This window comes from Curtobacterium poinsettiae (assembly GCF_047226435.1).
In the GTDB taxonomy this organism is placed as follows: domain Bacteria; phylum Actinomycetota; class Actinomycetes; order Actinomycetales; family Microbacteriaceae; genus Curtobacterium; species Curtobacterium poinsettiae.
The window spans coordinates 3,232,078-3,244,219 of sequence record NZ_CP178434.1; the positions used below are offsets into that span (position 1 = coordinate 3,232,078).

The 12,142-nt window shown below is 71.8% G+C and carries 10 protein-coding genes; 4 read left to right on the forward strand and 6 right to left on the reverse strand.

Translation table 11 applies throughout. From position 1 onward, the window contains the following. Window positions 1–94: 94 nt before the first annotated feature. Window positions 95–1,453, reverse strand: coding sequence for an extracellular solute-binding protein (locus ACL00U_RS15245; RefSeq protein WP_017888132.1), 1,359 nt, complete (start codon window positions 1,451–1,453; stop codon window positions 95–97). A gap of 201 nt (window positions 1,454–1,654) precedes the next feature. Further along, window positions 1,655–2,497 (reverse strand): PhzF family phenazine biosynthesis protein, encoded by an 843-nt coding sequence (locus ACL00U_RS15250; RefSeq protein ID WP_194590020.1) that lies wholly within the window; start codon window positions 2,495–2,497, stop codon window positions 1,655–1,657. 144 nt (window positions 2,498–2,641) lie between these two features. Between ACL00U_RS15250 and ACL00U_RS15255 the strand changes: the two genes are divergently transcribed. Further along, window positions 2,642–3,154: a hypothetical protein gene (locus ACL00U_RS15255; protein WP_056071909.1), complete on the forward strand. Its 513-nt coding sequence runs from the start codon at window positions 2,642–2,644 to the stop codon at window positions 3,152–3,154. Between the two features lie 162 nt (window positions 3,155–3,316). Here ACL00U_RS15255 and ACL00U_RS15260 read toward each other — a convergent pair whose 3' ends face one another. From ACL00U_RS15260 to ACL00U_RS15275, 4 genes are all read right to left on the reverse strand, one after another. Then, a complete protein-coding gene (locus tag ACL00U_RS15260) occupies window positions 3,317–5,725 on the reverse strand; it encodes a lamin tail domain-containing protein (RefSeq protein ID WP_194590019.1) in 2,409 nt (802 codons plus the stop codon). A gap of 266 nt (window positions 5,726–5,991) precedes the next feature. Beyond that, a complete protein-coding gene (locus ACL00U_RS15265; RefSeq protein ID WP_262118087.1) occupies window positions 5,992–7,002 on the reverse strand; it encodes a hypothetical protein in 1,011 nt (336 codons plus the stop codon). Window positions 7,003–7,103: 101 nt separating this feature from the next. Continuing rightward, window positions 7,104–8,393 carry an ROK family protein gene (locus ACL00U_RS15270; protein ID WP_412873580.1) on the reverse strand — a complete coding sequence of 430 codons (1,290 nt, stop codon included), beginning with the start codon at window positions 8,391–8,393 and terminating at the stop codon, window positions 7,104–7,106. Window positions 8,394–8,496: 103 nt separating this feature from the next. Continuing rightward, a complete protein-coding gene (locus ACL00U_RS15275) occupies window positions 8,497–9,549 on the reverse strand; it encodes a LacI family DNA-binding transcriptional regulator (protein WP_017888137.1) in 1,053 nt (350 codons plus the stop codon). Between the two features lie 195 nt (window positions 9,550–9,744). On the opposite strand from ACL00U_RS15275, the gene ACL00U_RS15280 reads away from it, so the two are divergent. The 3 genes from ACL00U_RS15280 to ACL00U_RS15290 are packed head-to-tail and all read left to right on the forward strand — an operon-like array spanning window position 9,745 to window position 12,064. Then, entirely contained in the window at window positions 9,745–10,647 is a 903-nt protein-coding gene (locus ACL00U_RS15280) for a polysaccharide deacetylase family protein (protein ID WP_017888138.1), read from the forward strand. Then, a complete protein-coding gene (locus ACL00U_RS15285; protein ID WP_017888139.1) occupies window positions 10,647–11,021 on the forward strand; it encodes a hypothetical protein in 375 nt (124 codons plus the stop codon). Before ACL00U_RS15280 ends, ACL00U_RS15285 begins: the two co-directional genes overlap by 1 nt. Beyond that, window positions 11,018–12,064: an asparaginase gene (locus ACL00U_RS15290; RefSeq protein ID WP_017888140.1), complete on the forward strand. Its 1,047-nt coding sequence runs from the start codon at window positions 11,018–11,020 to the stop codon at window positions 12,062–12,064. Before ACL00U_RS15285 ends, ACL00U_RS15290 begins: the two co-directional genes overlap by 4 nt. The last annotated feature ends 78 nt before the right edge of the window (window positions 12,065–12,142 follow it).

Consider the following 12,142-nt stretch of genomic DNA (forward strand, 5'->3'; position numbering starts at 1 on the left):
GGGTGCGGAGGGGTTCCGAAGGTGGGGAAGGACGGATGGGAGGCGCGGTGCGGGACCGCCCCGCGCCTCCAGTCCGTCAGTGGGTGACGGACCGTCAACCAGCGGAGACGGTGTTCTCCTTGCCGACCACCTGCGTGACGGCCTTGTCGTAGGCGGCAGCCGCGTCCTTCGGCGACTGCTGACCGGTCATGACCGCTTCCATCGCGACCTGGATCGCGTTGGACACCTGCGAGTAGTCACTCGTCGCCGGGCGGAAGTTGGTGTTCTCCACCAGCCCCGAGAAGAACTTGAACGTCGGGTTCGCCGCCGTGTACTCCGGGTCGTCCGCGACGTCCTTCCGGACGGCGATCTGGCTGTTCTCGGTGTCGTACTTGAGCGAACCGTCCTTGTCGAGGAAGCTCGTGATGAAGTCGAACGCCGCCTGCGGGTTCTTCGACTTCGCGCCGACCGCCAGGGTCCAGCCGCCGGACATCGAGTTGTAGCCGGGAGCCTGCCCGTTCTGGGTCGGCATGGGTGCCTGGCCCATCACGTCGTTCCACTCGGGCCACGGCGCCGTGCCGGACTTCAGCCACGTGCCGGACTGCCACGAACCGTCCAGGTCGATCGCGAGCTTGCCCTTCGGCAGCCACGTCTGGGCGATGGTCGTGCCGACGTTCGTGTCGAGCGCCTGCTGCGGTGTCGGGCCGAGGCCGCCCTGGTAGACGTCCTTCACGAACTTGAGCGAGTCCTCGAACTGCTTCGAGCCGGTGACCCACTTCTTGTCCTTGTACAGGGTGTTGCCGGAGCCGTCGGCGCCGTACAGGAGCATCTCGAAGCCCTGCATGGTCGAGGCCTCGCCCTGCGCCTTGCCCGAGTAGATGTTGAACGGGATGACGTCGGGCTGCTTCTCCTTGATGGTCTTCGCCGCCGCGAGCACGTCGTCCCACGTCTTCGGCTTCCACGGGACGTCGAGCCCGGCCTTCTTGAAGATGTCCTTGTTGTACCAGAGGGCTCGGGTGTCGGTGCCCATGGGGACGCCGTAGATCTTGCCGTCGTCACCCTGCCCGGCCTGCTTGGCGTTGTCGAAGAACTGGTCCCACTCGTCCCACTTGTCCGTGTACTTGTCGAGTGGCAGCAGGTAGCCCGCCTCGGCATCGGCCTTGACGAGGAACGTGTCCTCGTACATGACGTCCGGGGCGGTGGCCGGCGCCTTGTTCATGAGCGCGAGCTTGGTGTAGTAGTCGTTGCCCTGCGCCTGGATGGGCACGAGGGTGACCTTCTTGCCGGGGTTGTCCTTCTCGTACTGCTTCTTGACGACCTTCATCTGGGCGTCGAGCTGCTGGAAGGCGCCGAACTTCTGGTACGCGATCTTGATCGTGTCGCTCGAGGCAGACCCCGAGCTCGAGCAGCCAGCCAGACCGACTGCGGCCACGGCCACAGCTGCGAGTCCGGCGATGATGCGGGTGCGTTTCATCGGTGCTCCTTTGCACGGGTGATGTCCGCGGGCACCATCGCCCGCGCGCAGGATTAGTCCACCGTATTGACTTAACCGTGTCAAGTGGTTGCCTGGCGGATTCGGGCGTGCCGGGTCGAATCGGGCGTACCGGGTCGGAAGTTTCGACCAGGTACGCCCGATTCCGCTTCCCATCGCGTGCGTCCTGGGAAGGAACGTCCGTCAGGAGATCGGGGTCGCGCTCCCCGTCACCGTGATCCCGCCGGCCTCGGGCACGTCCACGAGCAGCAGACTCGGACGCCCGACGTGTCGCCCCTGCCGGATCGTGACGCGGTCGCCCGGATGCGCTGCACCGATCTGCCGCAGGTACGCCCCGGTCGACGCTGCTGCCGATCCCGTCGCCGGGTCCTCGGTGATGCGTCCGGCGGGGAACAGGTTGCGCGCCTCGTACTCCCGCTCGCCGGTGCGGTGCAGCACCGTGACGGTCCCCGCCCAGCCGGCCTCGCGCTTGAGCTCGGCCAGGGGCCCCGGCGCGAACCGGAACTGGTGGAACAGCTCGTAGTCGTGCAGCACGAGCACCGGGTGCCAGTTGCCGGCGAAGGACTCCAGCACCGGGAACCCCGGAGCGACGTCCGCGGCCGAGAGCCCGAGCAGGTCGAACAGCCGCACCAGCAGAACCGGGTCGATGTCCCGTGTCGCCGGCTCGACGCTCGTCATCGCGACCAGCACCGAGCCGTCCGCACCGACGGTGGCATCGAGCGTGACCTCGCCGGCCAGGGTCGTGAACACCCGGCGGCCCGGCCCCTCGCGCTCGGCCAGCGCGACGGCCAGCGCGACGGTGGCGTGCCCGCAGAACGGCACCTCGGCGCTCGGCGAGAAGTAGCGGACCCGCGGCCCGGTCGCCGTCGCACCCACGACGAATGCGGTCTCGGGGTACCCGACCTGCCGGGCGACCGCGAGCATCTGGTCGTCGGACAGTCCGGCCGCGTCGAGCACGAGCCCTGCGGGGTTGCCGCCGCCCGGCTCGGCGGCGAACGCGGTGTACCGGAGGATCTCCTGCTGCATGCCCCGACGATACTGCGGCGTCACGACGGGGTGCGCGGGCCGATCACCGACGGGTGGCCCGGCGTGGCGGGTGGGGGTAACCCCCGACCACATCCGGGTGCGCACGTGATGTTTCAGCGACGCGTCCGTCGTGAGACTGGATCCATGAGCACCGACACGCGCCCCACCACCGCTCGCCGCACCCTCCGGATCGCCCTCGCCACCACGGCTGCGGTGTCCGCCCTGCTGCTGACCGCCGGCTGCAGCGCGATCCAGGACATGGTGCCGAACAAGACGCCGCAGAAGCACTTCGACACGTACTCCGACGCCCCGCACTCCGGGGAGTCCGAGGACCTGGCCTTCTTCATGCCGAAGTGGGTGCCGAAGGACGCGAAGGACATCGACGTCCGCCTCCACGTCTCGCAGCCCGGGTACGTCATCGGGTTCGCCTCGAAGGACGGCGTGGACGTGGACGCCTGCACCCCGCTCGATACGTCCTACGGCGGCACGGCGATGACCGCCGACTTCCTGCCGGAGCGTCTTCCGACCAAGGGCCTCGTCACCTGCGGCGACGGTCGCGCGGTCACCGAGATCGACGGCCGCTGGTACGGCTGGACCACGAAGGACGCCATCCCCGGTCAGGACGACACCCAGACCATGCACGGCACCGAGCACTGAACGCAGCCACCCACCGACCTGGAGGCGCGGGGCGGCCCCGCACCGCGCCTCCCGTCCGCCGCGCGGTCGCGCCCACCGCGCACGGTGAGCAGAAGACGTCGGGTCCGCACCGCGAACCCGACGTCTTCTGCACACTCATCGCCCCGACGTGGGGCGTGGGGACTACTCCGCAGCCGCAGCCCGACGGCGGCGACGCACGACCAGCACACCCGCACCCGCCGCGAGCAACAGGAACGCGACCAGCGCACCGGCACCCATCCCTGCGGCGCCCGTGAACGCGAGCTGCCCGTCCGCGGTGATCGTGATCGAGGTCCACCCGATCAGCGTGCCGTCCGCAGCCGTCACCGCCAACCGGTGCGCACCAGCCACCGTGTCGGCAGGGATCGTCACCCGGACCGTCCCGTCAGCAGCGACCACAGCCGTGCCGATCAACCTCGGCTCCGAGAACAGCCACACGTTCACCGTGTCACCGGCAGACGCAGTACCCACCGTCACCGTGATGGTCTCCCCCGCACGAGCCGACGACGGCGCCGAGACCCCACCACGGTTCGCCTCCGTCAACACCGACTCCGACGGCGCCACCGGGGCGACCGGCGCAGCCGACGGACCAGGGGTCGGGACCGCGGTGGGCGTCCCACCCGGAGTCGGGGTCGGGGTCGTGCCGCCGTCGCCCGGCGACGGGATCGGCGTCGGCGTCGGCGTCGGCTCCGTGCCCGGATCGGTGTCGCCGCCCTCGCACGGGTACGTCCCCGTCCGGAGCGAGAACCCGTCCGTGTCGTTGTCGTCGGCGGAGAAGGTCGCGCGCTCCCCGTCGGTGCAGATGCCCGAGATCGCGAAGCCCTCGTTGGCGAGCGTGCGGTCGGCGGCCGAGGGTGCCTCGTACAGCGTCGAGGCGCTGAAGGCCCCGTCGGTCACCTCGTACAGCGCGGTCCGGCCGGAGCACACCTCGTCGCAGACCACCCAGAGCGCGTCGAGCGTCGGGTCGAACTGCACGTCGGCGACGACGGCGAGCGAGGTCGCGATCGTGGCGATGCGCGCCGAGGACCCGTCGTCCATCAGGGCGTAGGCGTACACGCTCGCGGTGCCCTCGACCCCGACGAAGAACAGCCCCTCGCCGTGTCCGGCGTAGCGCGACGGTGCGTAGGCGGCGCCGGTGCGCTCGTCGGTGAAGCCGTGCGCGGTGAGCCAGGTGTCCGGGATCCAGGTGACGCCCTCGAGCCCGGCGTTCGCGCCGAGCCCGGGGAAGTCCGCGGCGAGGTTCCACTCGTCGGTGGCCCGCAGGGTGGCCTCGGAGCCGTCGGTCGTGGCGTAGCGCAGGACCGACGGGCGGCTCGTGCTCGACACGTCGTTGTTGCGCTCGGTCGACACGTAGACGGCGCCGGGGTCGTCGCTCGTGACGGTCACACCCTCGGCGTCCGGGGTGCCCGTGCCGTCGGCGTAGCGCAGGTCGGTGCCCGCGGCGTTCGACAGCGCCCAGCCGCCCGCGCCGTCCGAGGTCAGGTGGTAGAGCAGGCCGTCGCCGTTCTGCACGGCCCAGAGCTGCCCGTCCCGCGAGGTCGTCGAGGTCGTCCAGTCGAGGCCGCTCAGGTCACCGGTGAAGGTGTCCTCGTCGTCGAGCACGGTCTCGTCCGGGCCGCCGGGCCAGGCCTCGGCGGTGACGACGCCGGCGAACCGGTTCGCCGCGCCCTTCGTGGGTGCTGCCGTCTCGGCGAAGTCCCCGGTGCCGTCGGGGTTGCGGCCGTACGTCGTGGTCGCGTGCGCCGTCCACGAGGTCGAGTCGACGACCGCGCCGCGGGCGTCGAACAGCCGCGCGGAGTCCGCCTTGCCGAGTCCGAAGCCGAACGCCGCCTCGTCGAGGACGGTGAAGCCCCCGGCCGCGACGGTCGTGCCCGCGGGGATCGTGTACGCGTGGTCGTCGTCGTTGTCGCGCAGGACGTACCCGCCCAGGTCGACGGTGGTGCTGCCGGTGTTGGTCAGCTCCACCCAGTCGCCGGGAGTGCCGTCCTGCGACTCGACCTCGTTGATCCGCACGGGTGAGGAGCAGTCGTTCGCAGCCCCCTTGGTCGAGGCCGTGGTGTCCACGAGCGGCCCGACGCCGTCGGCGCAACGGCCGTAGGTGACACCCGCGTGGGTCGTCCAGGCGTACCGGAGCACCAGGTCGCCGGCAGGGTCGTAGAGGCGCGCGGTGTCGGCACCACCGAGCCCGAAGTCGAAGCCGGGGGCGGTCGCGGACAGCTGGTCGACGACGAAGTACCCGCCGGCGGCGATCGTCGAGCCGCTGGGGAGCACGTACGCGTCGTGCGAGTTGTCGGAGTCGAGGAACGTGTACCCGGTCAGGTCGATCGCGGTGCCCGAGGTGTTCTCGAGCTCCACCCAATCGGTGTCGTCGGCGTTCGACTCGACCTCGTTGACGACGAGGCCGTTCGCGGCGACGGCACCGACGGACGGGTCGTCGTCACCGACGGCGGCGAGGGCCGGGCTGGCGGTGACGACACCGGCGGCGACGACCAGGGCAGTCGCGACGGCCGCGCCGATGCGGAGGGTGGGTGGGCGCAGGGCAGGAGCGCGCATGCAGGGTCCTTCTCGGGGCGATCGGGCTGAAGACCTGCACGACTGTTCAGCATCCACGCGACCGGCCGGTGGCCGCCCGGTGAACGGGCGGTGTCCCGGGTCGCGCCCGGCGCGCTGGACGCGCGACGTGTCGGCCTGGAGGCTCGGGGCGGGCCCGCACCGCGCCTCCCGTCCGCCGTGGGCACAGCCCACCGCATCCGGTGTGCAGAAGACGTCGGGTCCGCACGGCGAACCCGACGTCTTCTGCACACTCGTTGCCCGTGGTGTCAGCGCTCGGTGACCTCCGAGAAGTCCGGCGTCCCGTCGGGCAGCGCGGGCAGGGGCGTGCCGTCGACGTAGCGGGGCCAGGCCAGCGCGCGGGAGGCCGTCGGACGGGCCGCGTAGCGCCGTCCGTCGGACGCGACGACCGTGCCGGGCTCGGGCGTCGGTGCCGGTGCCGGTGCCGGGGTGGGCTCAGGGTGCAGTGCGGGTGCGGGTGCGGGCGCGGGCGCGGGCGGCGCGGGCGGCGAGGGCGCTTCGGGCACGGCAGCCTCGGGCTCCGGAGCGGCGGGCGTCGGCGTCGCACCCCACGCCGGCTGCTGGTCGGGCACCGGCCACGTCGCCGATGACCGGGGCGCTCGGGGCCGGAACAGCGCGTTGCTGAGGGGCACCACGACGGTGCCGAGCAGGTCGAGGATCACCACCACCCAGACGAGCCGCCAGTAGCCCCGCGCGTAGTCGACGTCCGGCGCGAGCAGCGGGATCGAGAGCAGCAGCGCGAGCAGGGCGATGACGCCGACGGTGGTCTTCGCGACGACCTGCAGGACGGGCGTCGGGTAGCGGCGGTGGATCACGAGCAGCAGGTGGACGTGCAGGAGCGCCACCCGGGCGACGCCGACGAGCCAGATCCAGTGCCAGAAGTGCTCCAGGACGTACCAGATGCCGTCACCGTCCGGCCCCGTCGGCACGATCCACACCTTGTACAGGCCGGCGACGAGCAGGTACATCGACGTGGCGATGCTCGCGAACGCGAAGATCCCCGACCGCCGGGACGACACGTCGGCGTCGTACCAGGACAGCAGTGCGAAGACGACCACCACGACGATCGTCAGGAGCAGCTGGACCGCGACCATGCCGAAGTCGCCGAGGAGCACCGCGGCGATCCCGACGAGCCCGGCGGCGACGACCGCGCCGATGATCGTGCGAAAGACGAGCGGGCGCACCCTCGCCCACCGCGGGTCCATCGTGCCGTCGGTGCTGTCCGTGCTGTCCGTGCTGTCCGTGCCGCTGTCCGTCATGTGTCCCCCGTCGTCCCCGCACCCACGGCGGGTGCGTCGGACCGCAGCGTAGCGGGCCGGGGCGGTGCCCACGGATCGGGCCCGTCTCGTTGCCGGGGTCGTCAGCGCCGGATGAGCAGGGTGCTGGCCCGCGGCGAGAGCGCGGCGTCGAGCACCAGGCAGGCGGCACCCACGGCGGCGACGTCGGCACCGCGGTCACTCTCGACCACCTGCACCGGGTGCTTCGGCACGAGCAGCGGCGACCCGACGATGGCTGCACGCGCCGCGGGCAGCGCCGCACTCGCGATGCGCGACCAGAACGGACCGCCGAACACCACGCGGTCGATGTCGAGCAGGTTGACGATGAGGACGACGGCGTTGCCCATGACGGTGCCGGCATCGGCCGCGAGCGTGACGGCGGTGTCGTCCCCGTCCGCGATCGCCGTTGCGAGTTCGTCCCACGCGGCGTCCACGGCGTCGACGTCGGTGGCGCCGCTGTCCGTGGCGTCGGCGGCGACGGCCTCGGCGCTCACGCCGCCGCCGGACAACGCCAGGCCCCGCGACCGCGCGACCCGCACCAGCCGGTCGGGCGCGACGGCAGCGCCGACCTCGCCACGCGTGCCCGAGCCGTCCGGGGTGCCCGCGAGCGGCCCCTGGTCGACCATGATGTGTCCGGCGTCGCCCGCGTTCGACCCCACCCCGCGCACGGGTTCGTGGTCGACGACGAGCCCGACGCCGAACCCGGTGCCGAAGTACACGAACGCGAAGTTGCGGGCCGAGGACTCCCCCGCCAGGAACATCTCACCGACCGCGGCGGCCGTGACGTCCTTCTCGAGCAGCACCGGGTAGCCCGTGGCCTCGGCGAGCGCGTCGCGCAGGGGCACGTCCCGCCACCGCGGCAGGAACGGCGGGTCGACCACGATGCCCGCCTCGACGTCGATGGGTCCGGGGCTCGCGATCCCGACGCCGAGCACGCTGTCGACGGCCACCCCGGCGTCGGCGACGAGCCCGTCGACGGCCGAGGCGATGGTGCGCACCACCTGGGACGGGTCGTCGGCGGTGGGGGTCGAGGTCGTGGACGCAGCGACGACGGTGCCGGCGAGGTCGAGCAGCACGTAGGTGACGACGGCCGGGTCGACGTGCACGCCGACCGCGTACCGGCTGCCGGGCTCGAGCCGCAGGATGGTGCGGGGCTTGCCGCGGCCCGAGACGACGGTGCCGGACTCGACGATCATCCCGGCATCGATCAGGAACCGGGTGACGTTCGACACGGTCTGCGCACTCAGGCCGGTGCGGGCGGCGAGCTCGACGCGGCTCAGGCCGTCGGGCGAGCGGCGGACGGCGTCGAGGACCACGGTGCGGTTGAACCCGCCGATCGACGGGAGGTTCGCTCCGCGTCGATGCTCTGCCATGCCGCGACGATACCGCGACCCCGCCCGGGTACCCGGCGGGTGGGCCAGCGTCCGCCGCTCTGGCGCCCGCTCGCGTGGTCCGGTCCGGGTGCCCTGTGCCGGGTCAGCCCGCCGGATGCCCGGTCGACGACCGCACGACGAGCGAGACCGGGAGCGTCGCACCCTGCAGTGTCCCGTCGCCGATCGCCGCGAGCAGTCGCTCCACGGCCACGGTGCCCATCAGGGCGGTCGGTGAGTGCACGGTCGTCATGGGTGTGGGCAGCTGCGCCACGACGGAGATGTCGTTGTAGCCGACGATCGACAGGTCGTCGGGCACGCGGAGGCCGCGTTGCCGTGCAGCGCCCATCACGCCGATCGCCGCGGTGTCGTTGACGGCGAAGATCGCGGTCGGCGGGTCCGACAGCGAGAGCAGCGTGTGCGCGCCGACGACGCCTCCCTCGACCTCGAAGTCGCTGTGGACGACGAGCGCGTCGTCGACGACGACGTCCCGTCGCTCGTGTGCCAGACGGAACCCGGCCACCCGCTCCACGGCGGTGCTGGCGTGGCGCGGACCGGCGATGACGCCGATGCGGCGGTGCCCCAACGCGAGCAGGTGTTCCGTGGCCATCCGGCCGCCCTCGACGTCGTCACCGACCACCGCGGGCATCCAGTCCCCGGGGTGGCGGTTCGTCGCGATGACCGGCACGGGGAGGTCCGTCAGCCGCGGGTTCGGGGACGACAGGTGGAGCGAACTGACGATGAGGCCGTCGACCTGTCGGGAGAGCAGGAAGTCGACCGCGTCCAGCTGCGCGCCCATGTCGTCCGGGGGCGTCGTGAGCAGGAGCTGGTACCCGGCGGAGCGGGCAGCCGACTCGACGGACTGGCAGATCGTCGCGATGACCGTGTCGGCGAGCCGCGGCATCACGACGCCGATGGTGTTCGACCGCCGGGTCCGGAGCGACGCTGCGATCCGGTTGGGGCGGTACCCGAGCTCGGCCGCCGCCGCGATCACCCGCTGCGCCGAGTCGCTCCACCCCTTGGTCGGCTCCGCCTGTCGGAGCACGCGCGACGCCGTCGAGACGTGCACGCCGGCGAGCGCGGCGATGGCCTGGAGGTTCACGTCACCACGACGATCCTGCTGACCGTGTCCGGCCGGGTCGTCGCCTGCACTGCCCATCCGTCGAGTCTAGGTGACGGATCGTCGTGACACCGTGCGGCGCGAACGTTTGCGAGCACCTCGACCGACGACGGCCCGGAGGATCCGAAACACACTGGTTACACGGCTGGACGTCGGTCGAAACAGTCGGGTGTCAGGATTCCGGGCAATGCAAACGATTGCACGAATTGCAGCAACGATGAGAGACGGTGTCCCATGGTGAAAGAGATCTTCGTGTCCTTCGGCGTCGACATCGACGCGGTCGCGGGCTGGCTCGGCTCCTACGGCGGGGCGGATTCCCCCTCGGACATCCAGCGCGGGATCTTCGCGGGGCGCACCGGTGTGCCGCGTCTGCAGAAGGTGTTCGACCGCGCCGACATCGCAGCGACCTGGTTCATCCCCGGCCACTCGCTCGAGACCTTCCCGGACGAGTGCAAGGCCCTGTTCGACGCCGGCCACGAGATCGGTGCGCACGGGTACAGCCACGAGAACCCGGTGGCGATGACCGAGGCGCAGGAGGACGCGGTGATGGAGCGCTCGGTCGAGCTGATCACCCGGCTCACGGGTCGGCAGCCGACGGGCTACGTCGCTCCGTGGTGGGAACTGAGCAGCTACACGCCCACACTCCTGGAGAAGTTCGGGTTCAGCTACGACCACAGTCAGCAGCACAAGGACTTCGTCCCCTACTACTCGATCGTCGGCGACCAGTGGACACCGATCGACTACTCGCAGGACCCGCACACGTGGATGACGCCGCTCGTCCACGGGAGCGAAATCGACCTCGTCGAGATCGCGGCGAACTGGTACGTCGACGACCTGCCCCCGATGATGTTCATCAAGTCGAGCCCGAACAGCCACGGCTTCGTCAACCCGCGCGACGTCGAGCAGATGTGGAAGGACCAGTTCGACTGGGTGTACCGCGAACTCGACTACGCCGTCTTCCCGATCACGATCCACCCCGACGTCTCCGGGCGCCCGCAGGTCCTGCTCATGATCGAGCGGCTCATCGAGTACATCAGGGGCCACGAGGGCGTCCGGTTCGTCACGATGAACGAGATCGCCGACGACTTCCGCGTCCGCTTCCCGTTCGCGCAGCCCGAGCGTCCACGCGAGTCCTGATGTGCGGCGGATGTGGCGGCAACGGCGGGAACCGTGACTGGTACGCCGCCGGTGTCGAGGACTCCCCGGCCGCGCGCAAGCGGGCGCAGCTCCGGCTGGCCGCCTGGGCGACCCGGCTCTTCGCGGACGACCGGATCCGTGTCCACGAGGTCCCGGGCACCGTCCGGCTCGTGATCGTCGGGCCGACCGGCAAGCGCGTCGTGGCGCAGGGCGTCGACGGCGTCCTGGACGCGGTCGAACAGGTCGGAGCCGGGCGCACCGACTGGTCGGCCGTCGCGACCCGCGTCCGCAGGGCCGACCCGCGGGACGACACCGACTGGGAACACCGCAGCCTCGCCCGCGCGGTCGATCGACGAAGGGACACCCGGCCGTGACGGACCCCACGCTCCCGCGGATCGTGTACCTCGCCCTCGGTGGGACCATCGCGAGCGTCACCTCGGGCGATCCGCGCGGTTCCGGCGATCCGCGCGGCTCCGGCGCCGTCCCGCGGATCGCAGCCCGTGACCTCCTCGCCGGTGTGCCGGCCATCGCGCAGGTCGCACGGGTCGAGGCCCGCCAGCTCGGCATGGTGCCCTCTCCCTCGCTCGACTTCGACGACGTGCAGCGCGCGCTCGACGCCGCGCGGGACGCCGTCGGCTCCGGAGCCTCGGGCGTCGTGCTGTCGCAGGGCACGGACACCATCGAGGAGACCGCGTACCTGCTCGACCTCGCGTGGGACCGCCCCGAGCCCCTCGTCGTCACCGGAGCGATGCGCCACGCCTCCTCGCCCGGTGCGGACGGTCCGGCGAACCTGCTGGCGGCCGTGAACGTGGCCGCGGCACCGGCAGCAGCGGGACGCGGTGTCCTCGTCGTGCTCGACGACGAGGTGCACGCCGCCAGGGCGGTCCGCAAGACGCACACCTCGTCGACCGGCGCCTTCACCTCTCCGGGTTCCGGTCCGCTCGGACGGGTCACCGAGGGCTCGCCCGTCTTCCACGCTCCGGCGGCCCGAGTGCCCGCGCTCACCACACGCGTCGCCCCGCTGCCCCCGGTGGCCCTGCAGCGGGTCACCCTCGCTGACGACGGCCGGGTCCTGTCGACCCTGGACGGACTCGGGTACCGCGGCGCGGTCATCGAGGGCTTCGGCGGCGGGCACGTCGCCGAGCGCACGGTCGATGCCGTCCGCGCACTCGCCGCGCAGATGCCGGTCGTGCTGGCGTCGCGGACCGGCGCCGGCGCGACGCTCACGACGACGTACGGCTTCGCGGGCGGCGAGATCGACCTGCTCGGCGCCGGACTCGTCCCCGCCGGCACCCTCGACGGCCTCAAGGCGCGCCTCCTGCTGGCCGCGCTGCTCGCCCTCGACGCCCCGGACGACCGCATCCACGCGGCGTTCGACGCCCATGGCCGGGGCTCATCCCCGACCGGACACCCCTGACCGCACCGACGCTCCGCCTCCGCCCGTCAGCCCGCGCCGCGACACCGTCGCAGCGCCGCACCGCCGTACCGAGAGGAA

Bases quoted from the DNA above. Each gene is read 5' to 3' on its own strand.
- ACL00U_RS15245 (WP_017888132.1), bottom strand. From the start codon at position 1,453: ATGAAACGCACCCGCATCATCGCCGGACTCGCAGCTGTGGCCGTGGCC.
- ACL00U_RS15250 (WP_194590020.1), bottom strand. From the start codon at position 2,497: ATGCAGCAGGAGATCCTCCGGTACACCGCGTTCGCCGCCGAGCCGGGC.
- ACL00U_RS15255 (WP_056071909.1), top strand. From the start codon at position 2,642: ATGAGCACCGACACGCGCCCCACCACCGCTCGCCGCACCCTCCGGATC.
- ACL00U_RS15260 (WP_194590019.1), bottom strand. From the start codon at position 5,725: ATGCGCGCTCCTGCCCTGCGCCCACCCACCCTCCGCATCGGCGCGGCC.
- ACL00U_RS15265 (WP_262118087.1), bottom strand. From the start codon at position 7,002: ATGACGGACAGCGGCACGGACAGCACGGACAGCACGGACAGCACCGAC.
- ACL00U_RS15270 (WP_412873580.1), bottom strand. From the start codon at position 8,393: ATGGCAGAGCATCGACGCGGAGCGAACCTCCCGTCGATCGGCGGGTTC.
- ACL00U_RS15275 (WP_017888137.1), bottom strand. From the start codon at position 9,549: ATGGGCAGTGCAGGCGACGACCCGGCCGGACACGGTCAGCAGGATCGT.
- ACL00U_RS15280 (WP_017888138.1), top strand. From the start codon at position 9,745: ATGGTGAAAGAGATCTTCGTGTCCTTCGGCGTCGACATCGACGCGGTC.
- ACL00U_RS15285 (WP_017888139.1), top strand. From the start codon at position 10,647: ATGTGCGGCGGATGTGGCGGCAACGGCGGGAACCGTGACTGGTACGCC.